At 64.9% G+C, this 21,308-nt stretch carries 23 protein-coding genes; 4 read left to right on the top strand and 19 right to left on the bottom strand.

Annotation, left to right across the window (positions count from 1 at the left end; genetic code table 11):
- Positions 1–108: 108 nt before the first annotated feature.
- Both AC5P78_RS06360 and AC5P78_RS06365 read right to left on the bottom strand, forming a co-directional pair.
- Positions 109–1,095 (bottom strand): malate dehydrogenase, encoded by a 987-nt coding sequence (locus AC5P78_RS06360; RefSeq protein WP_004153634.1) that lies wholly within the window; start codon positions 1,093–1,095, stop codon positions 109–111.
- Positions 1,096–1,213: 118 nt separating this feature from the next.
- A complete protein-coding gene (locus AC5P78_RS06365; RefSeq protein WP_005408225.1) occupies positions 1,214–1,705 on the bottom strand; it encodes a peptidylprolyl isomerase in 492 nt (163 codons plus the stop codon).
- 273 nt (positions 1,706–1,978) lie between these two features.
- Between AC5P78_RS06365 and typA the strand changes: the two genes are divergently transcribed.
- From typA to AC5P78_RS06380, 3 genes are read left to right on the top strand one after another with little or no spacing between them, the layout of a single operon-like run.
- On the top strand, positions 1,979–3,826 hold the full coding sequence (gene typA / locus AC5P78_RS06370) for a translational GTPase TypA (protein WP_005412346.1): 1,848 nt from the start codon (positions 1,979–1,981) through the stop codon (positions 3,824–3,826).
- Between the two features lie 11 nt (positions 3,827–3,837).
- Complete coding sequence (locus tag AC5P78_RS06375) at positions 3,838–4,305, top strand: DUF2127 domain-containing protein (protein ID WP_414498649.1); 468 nt, start codon at positions 3,838–3,840, stop codon at positions 4,303–4,305.
- A gap of 41 nt (positions 4,306–4,346) precedes the next feature.
- Positions 4,347–5,969: an amidase gene (locus AC5P78_RS06380; protein ID WP_043033752.1), complete on the top strand. Its 1,623-nt coding sequence runs from the start codon at positions 4,347–4,349 to the stop codon at positions 5,967–5,969.
- Between the two features lie 91 nt (positions 5,970–6,060).
- Here AC5P78_RS06380 and AC5P78_RS06385 read toward each other — a convergent pair whose 3' ends face one another.
- Positions 6,061–7,245 (bottom strand): mechanosensitive ion channel family protein, encoded by a 1,185-nt coding sequence (locus AC5P78_RS06385; RefSeq protein ID WP_033835444.1) that lies wholly within the window; start codon positions 7,243–7,245, stop codon positions 6,061–6,063.
- An 845-nt stretch (positions 7,246–8,090) separates the two neighbouring features.
- Complete coding sequence (locus AC5P78_RS06390) at positions 8,091–9,482, bottom strand: class II 3-deoxy-7-phosphoheptulonate synthase (RefSeq protein ID WP_495217172.1); 1,392 nt, start codon at positions 9,480–9,482, stop codon at positions 8,091–8,093.
- 222 nt (positions 9,483–9,704) lie between these two features.
- On the opposite strand from AC5P78_RS06390, the gene AC5P78_RS06395 reads away from it, so the two are divergent.
- Positions 9,705–11,831 carry a TonB-dependent receptor gene (locus AC5P78_RS06395; protein WP_109337992.1) on the top strand — a complete coding sequence of 709 codons (2,127 nt, stop codon included), beginning with the start codon at positions 9,705–9,707 and terminating at the stop codon, positions 11,829–11,831.
- A gap of 121 nt (positions 11,832–11,952) precedes the next feature.
- Here AC5P78_RS06395 and AC5P78_RS06400 read toward each other — a convergent pair whose 3' ends face one another.
- The 15 genes from AC5P78_RS06400 to rplE all read right to left on the bottom strand — a co-directional run bounded on the left by AC5P78_RS06400 (position 11,953) and on the right by rplE (position 21,299).
- Positions 11,953–12,459, bottom strand: coding sequence for a disulfide bond formation protein B (locus tag AC5P78_RS06400; RefSeq protein ID WP_012479237.1), 507 nt, complete (start codon positions 12,457–12,459; stop codon positions 11,953–11,955).
- Between the two features lie 241 nt (positions 12,460–12,700).
- Complete coding sequence (gene rplQ, locus AC5P78_RS06405) at positions 12,701–13,084, bottom strand: 50S ribosomal protein L17 (protein ID WP_005408217.1); 384 nt, start codon at positions 13,082–13,084, stop codon at positions 12,701–12,703.
- A gap of 191 nt (positions 13,085–13,275) precedes the next feature.
- Positions 13,276–14,274 carry a DNA-directed RNA polymerase subunit alpha gene (locus tag AC5P78_RS06410; protein ID WP_005408216.1) on the bottom strand — a complete coding sequence of 333 codons (999 nt, stop codon included), beginning with the start codon at positions 14,272–14,274 and terminating at the stop codon, positions 13,276–13,278.
- A 55-nt stretch (positions 14,275–14,329) separates the two neighbouring features.
- Positions 14,330–14,959 (bottom strand): 30S ribosomal protein S4, encoded by a 630-nt coding sequence (gene rpsD / locus AC5P78_RS06415; protein WP_004145446.1) that lies wholly within the window; start codon positions 14,957–14,959, stop codon positions 14,330–14,332.
- 15 nt (positions 14,960–14,974) lie between these two features.
- Entirely contained in the window at positions 14,975–15,364 is a 390-nt protein-coding gene (gene rpsK / locus AC5P78_RS06420) for a 30S ribosomal protein S11 (RefSeq protein WP_004145443.1), read from the bottom strand.
- An 11-nt stretch (positions 15,365–15,375) separates the two neighbouring features.
- Entirely contained in the window at positions 15,376–15,732 is a 357-nt protein-coding gene (gene rpsM, locus AC5P78_RS06425; RefSeq protein WP_004154500.1) for a 30S ribosomal protein S13, read from the bottom strand.
- Between the two features lie 347 nt (positions 15,733–16,079).
- Complete coding sequence (secY, locus tag AC5P78_RS06430; protein WP_005408215.1) at positions 16,080–17,447, bottom strand: preprotein translocase subunit SecY; 1,368 nt, start codon at positions 17,445–17,447, stop codon at positions 16,080–16,082.
- 7 nt (positions 17,448–17,454) lie between these two features.
- Entirely contained in the window at positions 17,455–17,898 is a 444-nt protein-coding gene (gene rplO / locus AC5P78_RS06435; RefSeq protein ID WP_004154498.1) for a 50S ribosomal protein L15, read from the bottom strand.
- A gap of 6 nt (positions 17,899–17,904) precedes the next feature.
- Entirely contained in the window at positions 17,905–18,096 is a 192-nt protein-coding gene (gene rpmD, locus AC5P78_RS06440; RefSeq protein WP_005408214.1) for a 50S ribosomal protein L30, read from the bottom strand.
- Positions 18,089–18,631, bottom strand: a complete 543-nt coding sequence (gene rpsE / locus AC5P78_RS06445) for a 30S ribosomal protein S5 (RefSeq protein ID WP_005408213.1) — start codon at positions 18,629–18,631, stop codon at positions 18,089–18,091. Before rpsE ends, rpmD begins: the two co-directional genes overlap by 8 nt.
- Positions 18,632–18,792: 161 nt before the next feature.
- Positions 18,793–19,152, bottom strand: a complete 360-nt coding sequence (gene rplR, locus AC5P78_RS06450) for a 50S ribosomal protein L18 (RefSeq protein ID WP_024957318.1) — start codon at positions 19,150–19,152, stop codon at positions 18,793–18,795.
- A gap of 80 nt (positions 19,153–19,232) precedes the next feature.
- The gene (gene rplF / locus AC5P78_RS06455; RefSeq protein WP_005408211.1) at positions 19,233–19,757 is read right to left on the bottom strand and encodes a 50S ribosomal protein L6; all 525 of its coding nucleotides are present in this window, start codon (positions 19,755–19,757) and stop codon (positions 19,233–19,235) included.
- A gap of 18 nt (positions 19,758–19,775) precedes the next feature.
- Positions 19,776–20,174, bottom strand: a complete 399-nt coding sequence (gene rpsH, locus AC5P78_RS06460) for a 30S ribosomal protein S8 (RefSeq protein ID WP_005408210.1) — start codon at positions 20,172–20,174, stop codon at positions 19,776–19,778.
- A gap of 258 nt (positions 20,175–20,432) precedes the next feature.
- Positions 20,433–20,738: a 30S ribosomal protein S14 gene (gene rpsN, locus AC5P78_RS06465; RefSeq protein WP_005408209.1), complete on the bottom strand. Its 306-nt coding sequence runs from the start codon at positions 20,736–20,738 to the stop codon at positions 20,433–20,435.
- A gap of 18 nt (positions 20,739–20,756) precedes the next feature.
- The gene (gene rplE, locus AC5P78_RS06470; protein ID WP_004154491.1) at positions 20,757–21,299 is read right to left on the bottom strand and encodes a 50S ribosomal protein L5; all 543 of its coding nucleotides are present in this window, start codon (positions 21,297–21,299) and stop codon (positions 20,757–20,759) included.
- Positions 21,300–21,308: the final 9 nt, after the last annotated feature.

Genomic DNA, 21,308 nt, shown 5'->3' on the forward strand with positions numbered 1-21,308 from the left:
TCCAAATGAAAACGGGGAAGCCGAAGCCTCCCCGTTTTCTGCGTACCAACCAACGGTCGGTACCTACCTTGATGGAAGACGTACCGGCCGGAGCCGGTACCGCCTGCATCAGCCCAGCAGGTGGGCGACGCCGGCGCGCTCTTCTTCCAGCTCGGCCAGGGTCTTGTCGATGTACTTCTGGCTGAAGTCGTCGATCGGCAAGTCCTTGACCAGGGTGTACTTGCCGTTCTCGGTGGTCACCGCGAAGCCGAAGATCACGCCTTCCGGAATGCCGTAGGAACCGTCGGACGGCACGCCCATGGTGACCCACTTGCCGTTGCTGCCCAGCACCCAGTCACGCACGTGGTCGATCGCTGCGTTGGCGGCCGAAGCAGCCGAGGACGAGCCACGGGCTTCGATGATCGCCGCGCCGCGCTTGCCGACGGTCGGGATGAAGGTGTTGGCGTTCCACTCCTGGTCGTTGATCGCATCGGCGATCGACGCACCATCGGCGGTGGCGAAACGGTAGTCCGGGTACATGGTCGGGCTGTGGTTGCCCCACACCACCAGCTTCTCCATGCCACCGACCGGCTTGCCGAGCTTGGTCGACAGCTGGCTCAGCGCGCGGTTGTGGTCCAGGCGCAGCATGGCGGTGAAGTTTTCCGGCTTCAGGTCCGGGGCCGACTTCATCGCGATGTAGGCGTTGGTGTTGGCCGGGTTGCCGACCACCAGCACCTTCACGTCACGGCTGGCGACCTTGTTCAGCGCTGCACCCTGGGCGGTGAAGATCTTGGCGTTCTCCAGCAGCAGGTCCTTGCGCTCCATGCCCGGGCCGCGCGGACGTGCGCCGACCAGCAGGGCGATGTCGGCATCCTTGAACGCGACTTCGGCGTCATCGGTGCCGACCATGCCGGCCAGCAGCGGGAAGGCACAGTCTTCCAGCTCCATCATCACGCCCTTCAGGGCGGCCTGGGCCTTGTCCACCGGCAGTTCCAGCAGCTGCAGGATGACCGGCTGGTCCTTGCCCAGCATTTCGCCGGAGGCGATGCGGAACAGCAGGGCATAACCGATCTGGCCGGCGGCGCCGGTCACGGCAACACGAACGGGTGCTTTCATGGGGGTTTCCTCTTGCTTGCAAGCGTTTGATGGGACGCCGCGGGCAGAGCCACGCAGGCCAGGCGGGCGGCGGGGAACAGGGAAACGGCCACCCATGGGTGGCCGTTTCGAAGGGGGATCAGGCGGCGAGGTGCTTGTTCCACTCCGCGACGCGGTCGGCCTGGGCGGCCAGCACGGCGTCGACGTCGCCTTCCAGGGTGATCGAATGGATCACGTCGCCCTGCTTGACCGAATCAACGATGGCCTGGCCTTCCAGGACCTTGCCGAAGACGGTGTGGCGGCCGTCCAGCCAGTCGGTCTTGATGTGGGTGATGAAGAACTGGCTGCCGTTGGTGTTCGGGCCGGCGTTGGCCATCGACAGCGAGCCGACCTCGTGCTTCACGCCGTTCTTCTCGTCTTCGAACTTGTAGCCCGGGCCGCCGGTGCCACGACCCTGCGGGCAGCCGCCCTGGATCATGAAGTCGGCGATCACGCGGTGGAAGATCAGGCCGTCATAGAAGCCGTGCTTGACCAGGTTCACGAAGTTGGCCACGGTCAGCGGCGCCTTGTCGGCGAACAGCTCGACCTTGATCGGGCCCTGGGTGGTGTCGAAAGTGGCGATGAGGGACATGAAGATCCTTGATGCAGAGGGGAACGCGTCTAGCCACCTAGTTTACACCTGCCTCGTGGCGGCGGCGGCTTCGACCATCGGTGAAGAACCCGGCTTCAGCCCATGGACGGGAAGCCGCGTCTCCGGGCGCGGGCGGCCCCGGCCGACGCGGCGGACAGCCAGCTGAATGGGCCCCGCGACGGATGTGAAATCCACCTTTTCGCGAATCGTCAAGTTCGACGTATAATGTTGGACTTCTTTTTCCAAATCCGGCGCCGACTGGCCCCCTTTCGTATGTCCATCGAAAATCTTCGCAACATCGCCATCGTCGCCCACGTCGACCATGGCAAGACCACCCTGGTCGACCAGCTGCTGAAGCAGTCCGGCACCCTGTCCGAGCGCACCGTCCTCGCCGAGCGCGTGATGGACAGCAACGACCAGGAAAAGGAACGCGGCATCACCATCCTGGCCAAGAACACCGCCATCACCTGGGAAGACAAGAAGACCGGCATCAAGAACCGGATCAACATCGTCGACACCCCCGGCCACGCCGACTTCGGTGGTGAGGTCGAGCGCGTGCTGTCGATGGTCGATACCGTGCTGATCCTGGTCGACGCGATGGACGGCCCGATGCCGCAGACCCGCTTCGTGACCCAGAAGGCCTTCGCGATGGGCTTCAAGCCGATCGTCGTGGTCAACAAGGTCGACCGTCCGGGCGCCCGTCCGGAATGGGTGATCGACCAGGTCTTCGACCTGTTCGACAAGCTCGGCGCCACCAACGAGCAGCTGGACTTCCCGATCGTCTACGCCTCGGGCCTGAACGGCTATGCCGGCCTGGAAGACACCGTGCGCGACGGCGACATGACCCCGCTGTACGAAGCGATCATGCAGCACGCGCCGAAGCCGGAAGTGGATCCGGAAGGCCCGTTCCAGATGCGCATCAGCCAGCTGGACTACAACAACTTCGTGGGCGTGATCGGCATCGGCCGCATCCAGCGCGGCACCCTGAAGAAGAACATGCAGGTCGCGGTCATCGACCGTGAAGGCAAGAAGCGCAACGGCAAGGTGCTGCAGGTGCTGGGCTTCATGGGCCTGGAGCGCATCGAGCAGGATTCGGCCGAGGCCGGCGACATCGTGGCCATCTCCGGCATCCAGGAGCTGACCATCTCCGACACCATCTGCGCACCGGACTTCCCGGAAGCGCTGCCGGCGCTGACCGTCGACGAGCCGACCATCTCGATGACCTTCCAGGTCAACAACTCGCCGTTCGCCGGCAACAAGGACCTGTCCGGTGGCAAGTTCCTGACCAGCCGCCAGATCAAGGACCGCCTGGACCGTGAAAAGGTCCACAACGTGGCCCTGAAGGTCGAGCAGCTGGAAGACGCCGACAAGTTCCTGGTCTCCGGCCGTGGCGAACTGCACCTGTCGGTGCTGATCGAGAACATGCGCCGCGAAGGCTACGAGCTGGCCGTGTCGCGCCCGGAAGTGATCATCAAGGAAATCGACGGCCAGCTGATGGAGCCGATCGAGCAGCTGGTGGTGGACATCGAAGAAATCCACCAGGGCGGCGTGATGGAAAAGCTGGGCACCCGCAAGGGCCAGCTGAAGAACATGGAATCGGACGGCAAGGGCCGCGTGCGCCTGGAGTACCAGATCCCGGCCCGTGGCCTGATCGGTTTCCAGAACGAGTTCAAGACCCTGACCCAGGGTTCGGGCCTGCTGTTCCACGTGTTCGACCACTACGGTCCGAAGGAACAGGGCGCGATTGCCAAGCGCATCAACGGCGTGATGATCGCCAATGCACCGGGCACCACGCCGGCCTACTCGCTGGGCCCGCTGCAGGAGCGCGGCAAGCTGTTCGCTGCTGAAGGCGACAACGTGTATGAAGGTCAGCTGGTCGGCATCCACTCCAAGGACAACGACCTGACCGTCAACGCGATCAAGACCAAGCCGCTGACCAACATGCGCGCTTCGGGCAAGGACGATGCGATCCAGCTGACCCCGGCGATCAAGTACTCGCTGGAACAGGCCCTGGACTTCATCGAAGACGACGAGCTGGTCGAGATCACCCCGAAGGAGATCCGCCTGCGCAAGAAGTTCCTGACCGAGAGCGATCGCAAGAAGGCTTCGCGCGGCGGCTGAGTCAGCACCCCGTGAACCAGAGCGGCTACAACCCGGATCCACACCGGCATCCGGGTCTGCACGTCATCGCCCTGCTCGAAGCGAGCAAGGCGATGCTGGCGCTGTTGGCCGCCACCGGGCTGGAAGTGCTCGGACCGCAGCCGCTGCGGCACGGCATCATGGCCCTGATCCGGCGTTTCAGCCTGGATCCGGACCATGGCACCCTGCCCTCGCTGCTGCATATGATCAGTCCCGACGCGGTCCACCTGGCCGCGGCGGGGATGATCGGCTACGGCCTGCTGCACCTGGTCGAAGCCTGGGGCCTGTGGCGGGCCAAGGTCTGGGCGTCCTGGCTCGGCTGCCTGACCGCCGCCCTGTACCTGCCTTTCGACATCTTCGCGATCATCCGCCATCCCGGTTGGCCGTCATGGACGATCCTGGCGATCAACCTGATCGTGGTCTACGTCCTCGCCCGCGACCTGCGCAAGCGCCACCGCTGAGCACCGGCTACACTGGGGATTGGAGCCGACCAAGCCGCCCCATGCGCCCGTCCTTGCCGCCTCTGCTGACCTGCCTGCTCGCCGCGCTGCCGGCGCTGCTTTCGGCTGGCTGCAGCCCGGCCACGCCCAGCGCGCATGCGGCCGAACCTGCGAGCCGCAACGTGCCGTTCCCGTACGCCGAAACCGATGTCGCCGACCTGCAGGCGCGGATGACTGCCGGAGATCTGGACAGCACCACCCTGACCCAGGCCTACCTGCAGCGTATCGCCGCCCTAGACCGCACCGGGCCCCGCCTGCGCGCGGTGATCGAGCTCAACCCCGACGCGCTGAAGGAAGCCGCCGCACGCGACCGCGAGCGCCGCGAAGGGCGCCTGCGCGGGCCGCTGCACGGCATCCCCCTGCTGCTGAAGGACAACATCAACGCCGCACCGATGGTCACCAGTGCCGGCTCACTGGCCCTGCAGGGCTTCCGTCCGGACGATGCCTACCTGGTACGCCGGCTGCGCGAGGCTGGCGCCGTAGTGCTGGGCAAGACCAACCTCAGCGAGTGGGCCAACTTCCGCGGCAATGACTCCATCTCCGGCTGGAGCGCGCGCGGCGGCCAGACCCGCAACCCCTACCGCATCAGCCATTCACCGTGCGGTTCCAGCAGCGGCAGCGCGGTGGCCGTGGCCGCCAACCTGGCCAGCGTGGCGATCGGCACCGAAACTGACGGCAGCATCGTCTGCCCGGCCGCGATCAACGGCGTGGTCGGTCTGAAGCCGACGGTCGGGCTGGTCAGTCGTGATGGCATCGTGCCGATCTCCTTCAGCCAGGACACCGCCGGCCCGATGACCCGCAGCGTCGCCGATGCTGCTGCCGTGCTGACTGCGATCGCCGGCCGCGATGACGCCGATCCCGCCACCGCGACCATGCCCGGCCGTGCGGTCTACGACTACACCGCGCGCCTGGACCCGCAGGGCCTGCGCGGCAAACGCATCGGTCTGCTGCAGACGCCGCTGCTGAAGTACCGCGGCATGCCGCCGCTGATCGATCAGGCAGCGACCGAGCTGCGTCGCGCCGGCGCCGTGGTGGTGCCAGTGGAGCTGCCCAACCAGGGCGCGTGGGCCGAGGCTGAGCGCACGCTGCTGCTGTACGAGTTCAAGGCCGGGCTGGAGCGCTACTTCAGCACCCACCGCGCGCCACTGCGCAGCCTGGCCGAACTGATCGCCTTCAACCAGGCGCACAGCAAGCAGGAACTGGGCCTGTTCGGCCAGGAGCTGCTGGTGGAGGCCGATGCCACCACCGGCCTGGCAGACCCTGCCTACATCCGCGCGCGCAGTGATGCGCGCCGGTTGGCCGGCCCGGAAGGCATCGATGCAGCTCTCGCCGCCCATCAGCTCGATGCGCTGGTGGCGCCGACCACCGGTGTGGCGTGGCCGATCCGCAGCGAAGGCGACGACTTCCCCGGCGAGAGCTACAGCGCCGCTGCCGTGGCCGGTTACCCCAGCCTGACCGTGCCGATGGGCCAGATCAACGGCCTTCCCGTCGGCCTGCTGTTCATGGGCACCGCCTGGAGCGAGCCGAAGCTGATCGAAATGGCCTACGCCTACGAGCAGCGCACCCGTGCGCGGCGGCCGCCACACTTTGATACCGATGCGCTGATCGACGCCGGCGAGCCGTGAGCTCCGGTGACGCCGCGACATCTTGCTTCCGGTAGTGCCGGCCGCTGGCCGGCAGCTCGATCGCTCCGGCGTTGCCGGCCAGCGGCCGGCACTACCGATCCTGTGGCTCCACCGGCACGATCGCCGCCTCACCATCTTCAGCACCTGGCGAACGCACATCCGCAGTGCGTGCACGTGGACCACGCGGCATATCCAGCTCGTCTTCGTGTTGCAGCCGCGCACGCACCTGCGGCAGCGACTGCGGATGCTCACGTGCGAGGAAATCGAGCATGCGTTCGCGCACCAGGCAGCGAAGATCAAAAGCATCACCGGAACTGCGCGCGCTGACCAGCAGGCGCACCTGGATCGCGCGCTCGTTGGTTTCGGTCACCTGTGTCACGCAGACGCGCCCATCCCATAGCGCCTGGCCATGGCAGATGCGCTCCAGCTCGGCACGGATCGCCGCGATCGGTGCCCGATAGTCCAGCCACAGAAACGCAGTGCCGAGCAGATCGGCACTGCGCCGCGTCCAGTTCTGGAACGGGTTCTCGATGAACCAGGTCAAGGGCACCACCATCCGCCGCTCATCCCAGATCCGCACGACCACGTAGCTGCTGCCGATCTCCTCGATGCGTCCCCACTCGCCTTCGACGATCACCACGTCGTCCAGGCGGATCGGCTGCGTCAGTGCGATCTGCAGGCCGGCGATGAGGTTGCCGAACACCGGCTTGGCGGCGATGCCCGCCACCAGCCCGATCAGGCCTGCCGACGCCAGCAGCGCCGTGCCGATCTTCTGCACCATCGGGAAGGTCAACAGCACCAGCGACGCACCGAGCACGATGATGCCGCCCATCAACACCCTGCTGAGCACGCGCGTCTGGGTCTGGATGCGGCGTGCCTCCAGGTTGTCGGAGACATCAATGGGATGGCTGCGCAGGATCGCGCGCTCGCCCGCCGCCACCGCGCGTACCAGCAGCCAGACGAAGCAGGCCATCAACGCAATGTGCAGTCCGTGCTGCAGATGGCCCAGCAACGGATCCTGCAGCGGCGTCGCCTGCAAGGCGGGAATCAGCAGCAGCAGCGGCCACGCGGTGGCCAGCGGCAACCCGAGTACTCGACCGATACGCGCACGTCGGCGATCACGCCCTTTCAGCCGGTGATAGATCCACAGGATCAGCCATGCGCCTATGCCGCCCACCACTACGGCCAATCCCAACGGCCATGCGTAGGCCTGTGCGCTCTGCCAGTGCACCGTTGCCACCTCCAGTCGGACAACCAGGTGGACAGCCTCGCGCATGGCGCATGAGCGTCACGTCAGCCGTTCGTAAGCAGGGTGTTGGTCGGCAGGGCTTGCAGCCCTGCACCTGCTGCGTGCTGGAGCAACAGCCGAAGCAGAAGCAGAAGCGGATTTCTTGTGGGATGGCGGGGTGGGTCCGGTTGCGGGGGTCGCTGCAAGTCCCCCTCCGGGGCCCGGCCCAGCCGTCGGCGGCTGTGCGTTCGGGCGCTTGCGAAGCAGTGCTTCGCAAGCAAAGCGCCCTCACCCATGTAAGCTCGGTCGCCGCTTGCTCGTGTGCGCAGTCCTGCGCACACGGCAAGACCGGGGTTGGGCGTCCTGCCCAACCCGCCCGAGGCATGCCTCGGGCCCATGCGGCTCACGCCCCCGCAACCGGACCCACCCCGCCTTCGACAGTTTTCTGCGATCTGTCGGAACCTGCTGCTGATGGTGGGTGCCGACCGTTGGTCGGCACGGGGTCGGAGCCCATTTTGAATACTGCTATCTGACAGAAAAATCGTATCGACCAACGGTCGACACCTACCAACAGCCGCGCATGCCAATCGCCGCAGTTACCAGTAGATCCACGCCATGCGTGGATGATTCATTCGACATCTGACAGATGTGCCGACCAACGGTCGGCACCCACCAATAGCGACCTGAACCTGTCGAAGGTGGGGCGGTGTCGGAGTGCGGGGTGTCAGCCGCATGGATGCGGCTGCCAAGCTTACAGGGACGTACTTGCAGCGCCCCCGCACTCCGACACCGCCCCGCCAGCCCACGGAATGCATGCTGTTGCCGCTGCTTCAGCTTTTGCCGTTGACGTTGATTGCAGCAGGTGCAGGGCTGCAAGCCCTGCCGAAAACCCCTTACCGCACTTGCTCCTGCTTGCGCACGATCGCCATCGCGATCTCCAGCGACTGCTCGTAATTCAACCGCGGGTCCACCGTTGAGCGATACGCACGCTCCAGGTCACGCTCGGTCAGTTCGCGCGCACCACCGGTGCATTCGGTCACGTCCTCGCCGGTCAGCTCCAGGTGCACGCCAGCCAGGCGCGTGCCCGCGGCCGCATGCAGATCAAACGACATCTCCACTTCGCCACGCACATTGTCGAAGCGACGCGTCTTGAAGCCATTGGCAGTGCTTTCGGTGTTGCCATGCATCGCATCGCACACCCACAGCACGCGGCGGCCATCACGCTTGACGGCATCCAGCAGCGGCGGCAGCTTCTCGGCGATCTGCGCCGCACCCATGCGGTGGATGAAGCTCAGTCGACCCGGTTCGTCGTGCGGGTTGAGCACGTCGATCAGGCGCAGCAGCTGGTCCGGCGTCACCGACGGGCCGACCTTGATCGCAATCGGATTGCGCACGCCACGCAGGTATTCCACGTGCGCGCCATCGAGCGCAGCCGTGCGCATGCCGATCCACGGGTAATGCGTGCTCAGGTTCAACCAGCCCTGCTGGCGCGGCACCTGGCGGGTCAGCGCCTGCTCGTAGGGCAGCAGCAGTGCTTCATGCGAGGTGTAGAAGTCGATGCGGTTGAGGTTGTGCACGCGGGCCCCGGCCAGGGTCTCCATGAAGTGCACCGCATCGCCGATCGAGGCCACCATCTTCTGGTACTCGGCCGCCAGCGGCGAGTGGCTTACCCACTCCAGGTTCCAGTATTCGGGGTGGTGCAGGTCGGCGAAACCACCGTCGATCAGCGCACGCACGAAGTTCATCGTCATCGCCGAATGCGCGTGGGCCTGCAGCATCCGCTTCGGGTCCGGCAGACGCGCTGCTTCAGTGAAAGCGGGTGCGTTGATCACATCGCCGCGGTAGCTCGGCAGGGTCACGCCGTCGCGGGTCTCGGTATCGGCCGAACGCGGCTTGGCGTATTGGCCGGCGAAGCGGCCGACGCGGATCACCGGCTGGCGCAGGCCGTGCACCAGCACCAGGCTCATCTGCAACAGTACCTTCAGCCGGTTGGAGATGGTGCCCGATTCGCAGTCGCTGAAGTTCTCGGCGCAGTCGCCGCCCTGCAGCAGGAAGCGCTTGCCTTCCTGGGCCTCGGCCAGCTGCTGCTTCAGCGCCAGGATCTCCCAGGAGGTGACCAGCGGTGGCAGCCGCTTAAGCTCGTGCAGGGCCGCCTCCAGGGCTACCGGGTCGGGATAGGTCGGCATCTGCAGCGCGGTCTTGCCCCGCCAGCTCTCCGGCGACCAGGCAGCGCCGGCGGCGGTCGCGGCGGGATCGGGCACGGGCGGAACGGCGGACAGGCTCATTGCAGACTTCCGGGATGGGGGGGCGGTCATGGTCGCAGAGCCGGCCGCTGACGCAAAGGGCCGGTCCGGCCTACCGGCTCGCCTGAACGGCAGAGAAAGGCCGACGCCAGCGGCCAGATCCTGCATGGTCAGCCGCCCGGGACAGGCGCATGATTTGTTACGGAATAACACTTCAATGTCATGGATCGGCCCCTTCCACATCCAGCCGCCACCTCTCCCACCATGAAGCCCTCGCCCCTCGCTACCGGCATCACCTTCGCCCTGGCCCTGGCCAGCCTGCCCGCCTTCGCCTCGGCAGCCGACGCCCCCGCTTCGTCCGTCAAGGATCTGGATGCGGTCACCGTCCACGCCCAGCTCGACCAGGCCCGCAACACGCTGTCGCCGGACATCGGCAGCAGCCAGTACCAGATCACCGCCGAGGACATCCAGAAGCAGCCGCTGGGTGCCTCCGCGCCACTCAGCCAGGTACTGCTGCAGGCCCCTGGCGTGGTCCAGGACTCCTATGGCGGCGTGCATGTGCGTGGCGACCACGCCAACCTGCAGTACCGCATCAACGGCGTGCTGCTGCCCGAATCGATCTCCGGCTTCGGCCAGACCCTGGACGCGCGCACCATCAAGAGCATCCGCCTGATGGACGGCGCACTGCCGGCGCAGTTCGGCGAGCGCACCGCAGCGGTGGTCGACATCACCACCCGCAACGGTGCCGAGCTGGGCAATGGCGGCAGCGCGGGGCTGACCACCGGCTCGTTCGGCAAGATCAATCCGAACGCCTCCTGGTGGGGCAACCAGGGGCGCTGGAGCTGGTTCCTGACCGGCAACTACGACCAGCATGAGGTCGGCCTGGAGAACCCCACCAACTCACGCAAGCCGCTGCACGACGATACTCACCAGGGAAAGGCCTTCGCCGACCTCACCTACCTGGTCAACGACAACACCCGCCTGAGTGTGTTCGCCGGTTTCGCCAACAACCGCTTCCAGATCCCGGTCAACCCGGGCCAGACGCCACAGTTCGGATATCTGGATACCACCACCTTCGACTCCAGCCAGCTGGATGAGACCCAGCGCGAGACCACCCGCTTCGGCATGCTGGTGCTACAGGGCACGCTGGGCAGCACCGCGTACCAGCTATCGGCCGGACAGCGCTACAGCGACGTGGCGTTCAACCCGGACGTGGTGGGCGACCTGGTGTTCAGCGGCGTCGCCTCGCAGGTCCAGCGCAGCAACCGCGCCAATACCCTGCAGGCCGACTTCTCAACGCCGTTGGGCAACGACCACACGCTGCGCTATGGCCTGTACGGCAATTACGAGAACGCGCGGGCGAACAGCAACAGCTGGGTGTTCCCGGTTGATGACGGCGGCCAGCAGTCCGGCACGACACCGCTGTTGATCCCCGACCGCAGCGCGTTCCACGCCAGTACGCTGGCACTGTACGTACAGGACGAGTGGAAGATCGGCGACGACTGGACCGTGAACTACGGCCTGCGTGGCGACCGCTACAAGGCCTTCGGCCGCACCGAAGGCCAGCTCAGCCCGCGCGTGGGCGTGGTCTGGAATGCCAGCGACAGCACCACCGTGCACGCCGGCTATTCGCGCTACTTCACGCCACCGGCCAGCGAGTTGATTGCCAGCAGCGACATCGCGCTGTACGACGGCACCACCAACCAGCAGCCCAGCGGCGGCAACAACACGCCGCTGGCCGAGCGCAGCGACTACTACGACATCGGCGTCTCGCAGCAACTGGGCGAGCACCTGACCCTGGGCCTGGACGCGTATGACCGACGCGTCGCACGCCTGCAGGACGAAGGCCAGTTCGGCGCTGCCTACATCTATTCGACCTTCAACTACCGCCGTGGCCACATCCGTGGCCTGGAGTTCAGTGCCGACTACAGCAACGGTCCGTTCAGTGCCTACTTCAACGCCGCGCTGAACAAGGCCATCGGTACCGACGTCATCACCGGCCAGTACAACCTCGATCCGGAAGCGCTGGCCTATGTGGCCAACCACTGGATCCACCTCGACCACGACCAGAAGCTGACATCATCGGGTGGTCTCAGCTACGCCTTCGCCGGACACAACCGGATCGGTGCCAACTACGTGTTCGGCAGCGGCCTGCGTTCCGACATCGAAGGCGTACCCAACGGCGGCGAGCTGCCGTCGTACCTGCAGGTGAACCTCAGCGCCGGGCACGACTTCAATGCCGACAGCGGCCATCCATTGCACGTCCAACTGGCCGTGATCAACGCACTGGATCGCAGCTATCAACTGCGCGACGGTGGCGGTGTCGGCGTCTTCGCCCCGCAGTGGGGACCGCGCCGAGGTGCTTACCTGAGCCTGCAGCAGGACTTCTGAGGTAGCGCCGGCCGCTGGCCGGCATCCTCACGGTGTGCCGGCCAGCGGCCGGCACTACCCTTCGTCAACGATTGGGGTCAGAGCCCTTTGCGATGCCCAGGGACCCGACCCCGTTTCGCTTTCAGCGCTTGACCTTGCCCAGCGACACCACGAGCGCCCACAACGCCAGCAGCACGAACCACGCGCCCGACCACATCGGCATGGTCAGGCCCAGGAAGGTCCAGTCGATGTTGCCGCAGTTGCCGGTACCGGTCAGTACCGTGCGGAATACTTCCAGCGGCCCCATGGTCTCGCTCAGGAACGCCAGCGGCGGGCCACAGGTGGAACCCATTTCCGGCGGCAGCATCTGCACGTAGACGTGGCGCGCGGCGATGCCGGCACCCACTGCGGCGGCAATGAACGCCAGCACGCCATAGGTCGCGCGTCCCGGGCGGTTGGAGGGCCCGTGCAGCGCACCGATCAGGAACAGCAGGCCGAGCGCGGCAAAGGCCAGGCGCTGGAAGATGCACAGCGGACACGGCTCCAGGCCCATCTTCAACTGCAGGAAGATCGCGTAGCCAAGCAGGCCCGCGCAGATCAGGAAGCCCAGGAAGAACTGGGCGCGGAAGGGCCAGCGCAGTGGATTCATCGTCAACGCTCAAATGGATCAGGCGCCAAGCGTAACCGAGAGTGCGTGCCATTCGAACCGCCACAGGTGACGCCTGTCGGAACGGTGCGGGTCAGATCCCAGTGCGAATGCAAAGGGCTCTGGCCCGCGGTGCCGCCTGCCCGGGGTCAGGGCCCTTTCCTGCTGAAAGGGATCCGACCCCGGGAAACGCAAAAGCCCGGCAGAGGCCGGGCTTTCGCTGTGTCGCGTTGGAGCGGTCCGATTACTCGGCCACTTCCTCGGCCACGACCGGACGGTCAACCAGCTCGACGTAGGCCATCGGCGCGTTGTCGCCGGCGCGGAAGCCGCACTTCAGCAGACGCAGGTAGCCGCCCGGACGGTTCGCGTAGCGCGGGCCCAGGATGGTGAACAGGTTGCCCACGGCTTCGTTGTCGCGCAGGCGGGCGAAGGCCAGACGGCGGTTGGCGACGGAGTCGACCTTGGCCAGGGTGATCAGCGGCTCGGCAACGCGGCGCAGTTCCTTGGCCTTCGGCAGGGTGGTCTTGATCAGCTCGTGCTTGAACAGCGAGGCGGCCATGTTCTTGAACATCGCTTCGCGGTGGGCGCTGGTGCGGCTGAACTTACGGCCAGACTTCTGGTGACGCATGGTGATATTCCTTGGTTAATGATGTGGCTGTGTGGATCGTTGTCGCCATCCTGGCGTTGCTGCGCGGACTGCGGATGGTCCTGGCCGCCCGTCCTGGACGACCTGCCGCGCGAACCTGCGGTTCGTCATGGCATGGTGTGTTGCGTTGAAGGCCCCACCGCGAACGGTGGAGCCTTCAGGCATTACCGATATCAGCCCAGCATGCCGTGGCTGGCGACACCGGCCGGCGGCCAGTTCTCCAGCTTCATGCCGAGCGACAGGCCGCGCTGAGCCAGCACTTCCTTGATCTCGGTGAGCGACTTCTTGCCCAGGTTCGGGGTCTTCAGCAGCTCCACTTCGGTCTTCTGGATCAGATCGCCGATGTAGTAGATGCTTTCAGCCTTCAGGCAGTTGGCCGAACGCACGGTCAGCTCCAGATCGTCGATCGGGCGCAGCAGCACCGGATCCACGCCGTTGTTGGCCGGCTTGGCCGCACCGCGGTCGCGGTGGGTGAAGTCACCGAACACCGACAGCTGATCGCTGAGGATGTCGGCGGCGGTGCGCACGGCTTCCTCGGCGTCGATGGTGCCGTTGGTCTCGATATCGATGACCAGCTTGTCCAGGTCGGTACGCTGTTCGACGCGGGCCGCTTCCACGGCATAGGCGACGCGGCGGACCGGCGAGAACGAGGCATCCAGGACCAGGCGGCCGATGGCACGGGTTTCTTCGTCCGGACGACGACGCGCGGCAGCCGGCTGGTAGCCGAAACCACGTTCGATCTTCAGACGCATGTTGATTGCCGTGTCCTTGGTCAGGTGGCAGATCACATGGTCGCCGTTCAGGATCTCCACATTGTGGTCGACCTTGATGTCGGCAGCGGTGACAACGCCCGGGCCCTGCTTGGACAGGGACAGGGTGGCGCTGTCGCCGGAGTGCATACGGATGGCCACGTCCTTGAGGTTCAGCAGGACTTCGAGCACGTCCTCCTGCAGACCTTCGACCGTGGTGTACTCATGCAACACGCCGTCGATTTCGACTTCCGTGATGGCGAAGCCCGGGATGGACGACAGCAGCACGCGACGCAGGGCATTACCCAGCGTATGCCCGTAACCCCGCTCCAAAGGTTCGATAACGACCTTTGCACGGGTGTCGGTAAGGCGTTCGATCTGCGGACCGCGAGGACGCAGAACCTGGTTGGCGGTAACCGTCATGTTGCGGGTTCTCCTAGTGAACCCCCGGCCGTCGCCGGGGGCTCTCCAATGTGAATTACTTCGAATACAGCTCGACGATCAGCGCTTCGTTGATGTCCGCAGGCAGATCCGAACGATCCGGAACAGCCTTGAAGATGCCGGTGAACTTGCCGGAATCCACTTCAACCCACGACGGGCTCAGGTCATGCTGGGCGGCGACGGTCAGGGCTTCCTGGACGCGCAGCTGCTTGGCAGCCTTTTCAGACAGAGCGATGGCGTCGCCAGCCTTGACCTGGTACGAAGCCAGGTTGACCGACTTGCCATTCACGGTGACGCCGCGGTGCGACACCAGCTGACGGGCAGCCGGACGGGTCACGGCGAAGCCCATGCGGTAGACGACGTTGTCCAGGCGGGTTTCCAGCAGCTGCAGCAGGTTCTCGCCGGTGTTGCCCTTCTTGGTCGAGGCCTTCTTGTAGTAGTTGCGGAACTGACGCTCCAGCAGGCCGTAGATACGCTTGACCTTCTGCTTTTCACGCAGCTGGGTGGCGTAGTCGGACAGCTTGCCCTTGCGGGCAGTGGCGCCGTGCTGGCCGGGCTTCTGCTCCAGCTTGCACTTCGAGTCCAGCGCACGCGCCGGGCTCTTCAGGGACAGGTCGGCGCCTTCGCGACGGGCGAGCTTACAGGTAGGACCGATATAACGAGCCATTTCTTATCGCTCCCTTTAGACGCGACGCTTCTTCGGCGGACGGCACCCGTTGTGCGGGATAGGCGTCACGTCGATGATGTTGGTGATCTTGTAGCCGACGTTGTTCAACGAACGCACGGCCGACTCACGGCCCGGACCCGGGCCCTTGATGCGGACTTCCAGCGACTTCACGCCGTAGTCCAGCGCAGCACGACCGGCCTTTTCAGCGGCCACCTGGGCAGCGAACGGGGTCGACTTGCGCGAACCGCGGAAGCCAGCGCCACCGGAGGTCGCCCACGACAGAGCGTTGCCCTGGCGGTCGGTGATGGTGACGATGGTGTTGTTGAACGAAGCGTGGACGTGGGCAACGCCGTCGGTGACGACGCGCTTGATCTTCTTCTTGGTCTTAGCAGCGGGCTTAGCCATTTCTCAGTCCCTTACTTCTTGATCGCCTTGCGCGGACCCTTGCGGGTGCGGGCGTTGGTACGGGTGCGCTGGCCACGCAGCGGGAGGCCACGACGGTGACGCAGGCCGCGGTAGCAGCCCAGGTCCATCAGGCGCTTGATCGCGATGCCGATCTCACGGCGCAGATCGCCTTCCACGATGTACTTGCCGACTTCGGCGCGCAGGCGCTCGATTTCCGGCTCCGACAGATCGCGGATCTTGGTGGTCGAAGCAACGCCTGCGACTTCGCAGACCTTCTTCGAACGGGTACGGCCGATGCCGTAAATGCTTTGCAACCCGACCCAGACATGCTTCTGGGCTGGCAGGTTGACGCCTGCAATACGCGCCATGACGCGGTTCTCCAGCTGAGTGATGGCCGACAGCGCGCCTCGGGCACGCCAATCCGGCAGGATGGATCAAAAAAGTGAACTAGCGATACTAACAAGGTTCCGGTTTACATGGAAGCCCGTGAAACCATTGGTTTCATGAACCCGGCCTGGGGAGTGTGCCCAGGCTCCGGCGCCGGATGGGGTTGGACCTGGGGTTTCCCCCGGGGCCGCCCGCGCTACTCCAGCGCGGGACCACCTCATCACACCCCCACCCGGAACCGCTGCGGGGGCCGCCCTTCGTTTGTGTGGCCGGAGTCCGCGAAGCGGAGGGACCATCACGTCAGGAAGACGAAAGTATAACAGGCCAATCAGCCGCGGGCAAAACCGCCGCGGTTGCCGCCCTTCAGGTTGGCCTTCTTCAGCAGGCTCTCGTACTGGTGGGACATCAGGTGCGCCTGCACCTGGGCGATGAAGTCCATCACCACCACCACCACGATCAGCAGCGAAGTACCACCGAAGTAGAACGAGGCGTTCAGCTGCGTGCGCATCAGTTCCGGCAGCAGGCAGACGATCACCAGGTAGGCCGAGCCGGCTGCGGTCAGGCGGGTCAGCACGCCGTCGATGTAATCGGCGGTGGCCTTGCCCGGACGGATGCCCGGAATCAGCGCGCCCGACTTCTTCAGGTTGTCGGCGGTTTCCTGCGAGTTGAACACCAGCGCGGTATAGAAGAACGCGAAACCGGTGATCAGCGCAGCGAACACGATCATGTGCAGCGGCTCGCCCGGGCCGAGAGCATTGGCCACCTTCTGCAGGACCTGGCCGAAGCTGCTCTGGTTGGCAGCCTGGCCGGACCACATGGCCAGGGTGGCCGGGAAGGCCAGCAGGCTCGAGGCGAAGATCGCCGGGATGACGCCGGCCATGTTGAGCTTCAGCGGCAGGAACGAGGTCTGGTTCATGTACGCGTTGCGACCGCCCTGGCGGCGCGCGTAGTTGACCGTGATCCGGCGCTGGCCACGCTCGACGAACACCACGAAGAAGGTGAAGGCGAGCACGACGATGGCGATCAGCAGCAGCTGGATGAACTGGATGTTGCCGTCGCGGTAGGCGTCGAAGGTGTGGATGATCGCACCCGGCAGGCCTGCGACGATACCGGCGAAGATGATCAGCGACACGCCGTTGCCGATACCGCGCTCGGTGACCTGCTCACCGACCCACATCAGGAACATGGTGCCGGCGGTCAGCGCGACCACGGCGGTGAGCACGAAGCCCATGCCCGGCGCGTACACGACCGGAGCGCCCGACGGCGAGACCTGGCCCTGCAGGGCCAGCGCGATCGAGCCACCCTGCACCACTGCCAGCAGCACGGCGCCGATGCGCGAATACTGGGTGATCTTGCGGCGGCCGGACTCACCTTCCTTCTGCATCGCCTTCAGGGCGGGGAAGATGTGCACGGCCAGCTGCATCACGATCGATGCCGAGATGTACGGCATCACGTTCAGCGCGAAGATGCTGAAACGGTGCAGGGCGCCGCCCGAGAACATGTTGAACATGTCCACGATGCCGCCGCCCTGCTGTTGCATCATGGCAAGCATGGCATCGGGATTGACGCCCGGCACCGGCACGTAGCAGCCGATGCGATAGACGATCAAAGCCCCGACGACGAACAGCAAACGTTGGCGAAGTTCAGTGAACTTGCCCATTCCGCCCGCGAGGTTACCGATGCCAGCTTGCGCCATGATTTTCTTACTCCGTTACGCTGCCGCCGGCAGCTTCGATCGCGGCCTTGGCACCCGCCGTGGCAGCAATACCCTTCAGGGTGAACGCCTTGGTCACTTCGCCCTTGACGACGACCTTGGCCTTCTTGGCAGTGCTCGGGACCAGCTTGGCAGCACGCAGGGCGGCGAAGTCGATCTCACCGGCCGGCAGCTTGTCCAGCGCGTACAGCAGCACTTCAGCGGTGTCCTTGGCGATCGGCGAACGGAAGCCGATCTTCGGCAGACGACGCTGCATGGGGGTCTGGCCGCCTTCGAAGCCAGCCTTGATCTTGCCGCCACCCTTGCGGGCGAACGAACCCTTGTGGCCGCGGCCGGCAGTCTTGCCCAGGCCCGAGCCGATACCGCGACCGACGCGGGTACGCTCGGTGCGGGCGCCCGGTGCCGGGCTCAGTTCATTGAGACGCAGAGTCATGGTCGATTACTCCTCAACCTGGACGAGGTACTGAACCTTGTTGATCAGGCCGCGCACCTGCGGGCTGTCCTTCAGTTCACGCACATCGTTGAGCTTGTTCAGGCCCAGGGCACGCACCGACAGGCGGTGACGCGACTGGGTGCCACGCAGGCCACGCACCAGGCGGACCTTGACAGTCTTGTTGGACTCATTAGCCATGGTTGAGTTCCTCCACCTTCTTGCCGCGCTTGGCCGCGATGCGGGCCGGCGACTGCGCAGCAGACAGGCCCTTCACGGTGGCACGCACCAGGTTGATCGGGTTGCGCGAACCGGTGGCCTTGGCCAGCACGTTCTTCACGCCAACCGCTTCCAGCACGGCGCGCATGGCACCGCCGGCGATGACGCCGGTACCTTCCGAAGCCGGCTGCATGAACACGCGGGCTGCGCCGTGACCATCCTTGATGGTGTGCCACAGGGTGCCGTTGTTCAGGTCAACGCTGACCAGGTTCTTGCGGGCCTGTTCCATCGACTTCTGGATGGCGACCGGCACTTCGCGGGCCTTGCCATAACCGAAACCGACCTTGCCTTCGCCGTCGCCGACAACGGTCAGGGCGGTGAAGGTGAACTGGCGGCCACCCTTGACGGTCTTGCTGACGCGGTTGACCGCGACCAGCTTTTCGATCATGCCGTCGTCGATCTTCTCTTCGCGGTTACGGTCGCGATCGCGACCCCGCTGCTGACGCTCTTCTGCCATGTTGATTCCTTGGTTGTTTGGGTATGTACGGCTCGAAGCCGCTTATGGTTGTGGCGTGACGCGGCGTTCCGGTGGGCCGCTGCAGAAGAGCGGCGCCGTCCAGCCTCACTCAGGCTGGCGAGCAGGCAGGCAGGAGGCCAATGGCCCCCTGCCCTTGTCCCTTAGAACTGCAGGCCGGCTTCGCGGGCCGCTTCTGCCAGGGCCTTGATGCGGCCGTGGTAGCGGTAGCCCGAACGATCGAAGGCAACCTTCTCGACGCCGGCGGCCTTGGCGCGCTCGGCGACGATGCGGCCAACCTTGGCGGCGGCATCGGCGTTCTTGCCGTTCTTCAGGCCTTCCATGACGTCGGTCTGGGTGGTGTTGGCGGCAGCCAGCACCTTGGAACCGTCGGCGGTGAAGACCTGGGCGTACAGGTGCTGGCCGGTGCGCAGCACCGACAGGCGGGCGACGCCGAGCTCACGGATGTGGGCGCGGGTCGACTTGGCGCGACGCAGGCGGGCGATGTTCTTGTTCATTTTGATTATTCCTTGAAAGCTGAAGGAAGAGCTTTTCCCTGAGAAGTCCGCACAGGGATGTGCGGGCTCTTGCGAGGGACTCGCGCTTATGCCTTCTTGGCTTCCTTACGGATGATGACTTCGTCGGAGTACTTCACGCCCTTGCCCTTGTACGGCTCCGGCTTGCGGAACGCACGGATCTTGGCGGCAACTTCACCGACGACCTGCTTGTCAGCGCCCTGGACCAGGATCTCGGTCTGGGTCGGGGTCGACAGGGTGATGCCTTCCGGCGCCACGAACACGACCGGATGCGAGAAGCCCAGCGACAGGCTCAGGTCCTTGCCCTGCATGGCAGCGCGGTAACCCACGCCGACCAGCTCCAGCTTGCGCTCGAAGCCTTCGGACACGCCCTTGACCATGTTGGACAGGATCGCACGCACGGTACCGGTCAGTGCGACCAGGTCAGCGTTCTCGGTGCTCAGGGTGGCAACGCCGTTGTCGACGTTGATGGCAATACCGGCCGGCTTGGCCAGCGACAGGGTGCCCTTCGGGCCCTTGGCGGTGACGCTGTCCGACTGGACGTTCAGTTCAACCTTACCCAGGTCGATCGGCTTCTTGGCTACGCGGGACATAGTTCTACTCCTTTCGCCTTAGGCCACGAAGCACAGGACTTCGCCGCCGACGCCCAGCTGGCGCGCCTGCGCATCAGTCATGATGCCCTTGGAGGTGGAAATGATGGAGATACCCAGGCCGTTCATGACCTTCGGCAGCTCGCTCTTGCCGCGGTACTGGCGCAGGCCCGAACGCGAGAAGCGCTTCAGGGTCGCGATGACCGGCTTGCCTTCGAAATACTTCAGCACGATTTCCAGCTCGGACTTGTTGTTTTCCAGCTGGGTCACGCGCAGGTCGGTGATGTAACCCTCGTCCTTCAGGACCTGGGCAATCGCAACCTTGATCTTGGACGACGGGGCTTTCACCGTCTGCTTGCCAACCGCGGCCGCATTCTTGATGCGGACCAGCAGGTCGGCGATGGGATCAGTCATGCTCATATGAGTACCTTTGAGTGCACCGATATCCGCTTTCGCGAAAATCTGTTGTCTCCTGGAAACGGGCCAGGTCCCTTGTTGCAGTGGGCCGGAAGCCCACTCCTACAACCCCGTCTGCACAGGGCAAGACGCGGGAGTATACGCCAAAAGAGCCCGGCTTGCGCCGGGCTCTTCGGTTTTTTTGCGTCGGGAAAGCTGAATGCCTCCCCTGCCCGGTTCAGGAACCCCCGAAGGGGCTCCTGATCGCAGGGCCGGCTGGGATTACCAGCTGGCCTTGCGCAGACCCGGGACGTCGCCACGCATGGTGGCTTCACGCAGCTTGTTACGGCCCAGGCCGAACTTGCTGTAGACGCCACGCGGACGACCCGACAGCTCGCAACGGTTGCGCTGGCGGCTCGGCGACGAATCGCGCGGCAGCTTGGCCAGCTTGGTTGCGGCGTCGATCTTCTCTTCGTAGGTCGCGTCCACGGAGGACACGATCTTCTTCAGAGCTGCACGCTTTTCAGCGTACTTCTTTGCCAGCTTTTCCCGCTTGATGTCGCGGTTGACCATGGAGGTCTTTGCCATTTCGGTTTCCTCGACAGATCAGTTACGGAACGGGAACTTGAACGCTGCCAGCAGCGCCTTCGCTTCCGCGTCGGTCTTCGCAGTGGTGGTGATGGCGATATCCATACCGCGGATCGCGTCGACGGCGTCGAAGTCGATTTCCGGGAAGATGATCTGCTCCTTCACACCCATGTTGAAGTTGCCGCGGCCGTCGAAGGAACGACCGGAAACACCACGGAAGTCGCGCACGCGCGGCAGCGAGATGTTGATCAGGCGATCCAGGAACTCGTACATCTTGTGGCGACGCAGCGTGGTCTTGCAGCCGATCGGCCAACCATCGCGGATCTTGAACGACGCAACCGACACACGCGACTTGGTGACAACCGGCTTCTGGCCGGAAATCTTGGTCATGTCGCCGACGGCGTTTTCCAGGATCTTCTTGTTGGTGGCCGCTTCGCCGACACCCATGTTCAGGGTGACCTTGACCAGCTTCGGCACTTCCATCGGATTGGTGTAGCCGAACTGCTTCATCAGCGCCGGCACCACTTCGTCCTTGTAGAACTTTTCGAGACGGGAACTCATCTTCTCATT

Source organism: Stenotrophomonas sp. YJH_SMC_133 (assembly GCF_059370655.1).

What these genes read in the sequence shown, in the direction of transcription:
- rpmD (WP_005408214.1), bottom strand. Translation starts at nt 18,096, where the DNA reads ATGGCTAATGAGTCCAACAAGACTGTCAAGGTCCGCCTGGTGCGTGGC.
- rpsD (WP_004145446.1), bottom strand. Translation starts at nt 14,959, where the DNA reads ATGGCTCGTTATATCGGTCCTACCTGTAAGCTCGCCCGTCGCGAAGGC.
- rpsM (WP_004154500.1), bottom strand. Translation starts at nt 15,732, where the DNA reads ATGGCGCGTATTGCAGGCGTCAACCTGCCAGCCCAGAAGCATGTCTGG.
- secY (WP_005408215.1), bottom strand. Translation starts at nt 17,447, where the DNA reads ATGGCGCAAGCTGGCATCGGTAACCTCGCGGGCGGAATGGGCAAGTTC.
- AC5P78_RS06410 (WP_005408216.1), bottom strand. Translation starts at nt 14,274, where the DNA reads ATGACGGTTACCGCCAACCAGGTTCTGCGTCCTCGCGGTCCGCAGATC.
- AC5P78_RS06390 (WP_495217172.1), bottom strand. Translation starts at nt 9,482, where the DNA reads ATGAGCCTGTCCGCCGTTCCGCCCGTGCCCGATCCCGCCGCGACCGCC.
- rplE (WP_004154491.1), bottom strand. Translation starts at nt 21,299, where the DNA reads ATGAGTTCCCGTCTCGAAAAGTTCTACAAGGACGAAGTGGTGCCGGCG.
- AC5P78_RS06380 (WP_043033752.1), top strand. Translation starts at nt 4,347, where the DNA reads ATGCGCCCGTCCTTGCCGCCTCTGCTGACCTGCCTGCTCGCCGCGCTG.
- rplO (WP_004154498.1), bottom strand. Translation starts at nt 17,898, where the DNA reads ATGACTCTGCGTCTCAATGAACTGAGCCCGGCACCGGGCGCCCGCACC.
- rpsK (WP_004145443.1), bottom strand. Translation starts at nt 15,364, where the DNA reads ATGGCTAAGCCCGCTGCTAAGACCAAGAAGAAGATCAAGCGCGTCGTC.
- rpsN (WP_005408209.1), bottom strand. Translation starts at nt 20,738, where the DNA reads ATGGCAAAGACCTCCATGGTCAACCGCGACATCAAGCGGGAAAAGCTG.
- rplQ (WP_005408217.1), bottom strand. Translation starts at nt 13,084, where the DNA reads ATGCGTCACCAGAAGTCTGGCCGTAAGTTCAGCCGCACCAGCGCCCAC.
- typA (WP_005412346.1), top strand. Translation starts at nt 1,979, where the DNA reads ATGTCCATCGAAAATCTTCGCAACATCGCCATCGTCGCCCACGTCGAC.
- rpsE (WP_005408213.1), bottom strand. Translation starts at nt 18,631, where the DNA reads ATGGCAGAAGAGCGTCAGCAGCGGGGTCGCGATCGCGACCGTAACCGC.
- AC5P78_RS06385 (WP_033835444.1), bottom strand. Translation starts at nt 7,245, where the DNA reads ATGCGCGAGGCTGTCCACCTGGTTGTCCGACTGGAGGTGGCAACGGTG.
- AC5P78_RS06395 (WP_109337992.1), top strand. Translation starts at nt 9,705, where the DNA reads ATGAAGCCCTCGCCCCTCGCTACCGGCATCACCTTCGCCCTGGCCCTG.
- AC5P78_RS06365 (WP_005408225.1), bottom strand. Translation starts at nt 1,705, where the DNA reads ATGTCCCTCATCGCCACTTTCGACACCACCCAGGGCCCGATCAAGGTC.
- rplF (WP_005408211.1), bottom strand. Translation starts at nt 19,757, where the DNA reads ATGTCCCGCGTAGCCAAGAAGCCGATCGACCTGGGTAAGGTTGAACTG.
- AC5P78_RS06360 (WP_004153634.1), bottom strand. Translation starts at nt 1,095, where the DNA reads ATGAAAGCACCCGTTCGTGTTGCCGTGACCGGCGCCGCCGGCCAGATC.
- AC5P78_RS06400 (WP_012479237.1), bottom strand. Translation starts at nt 12,459, where the DNA reads ATGAATCCACTGCGCTGGCCCTTCCGCGCCCAGTTCTTCCTGGGCTTC.
- rpsH (WP_005408210.1), bottom strand. Translation starts at nt 20,174, where the DNA reads ATGAGCATGACTGATCCCATCGCCGACCTGCTGGTCCGCATCAAGAAT.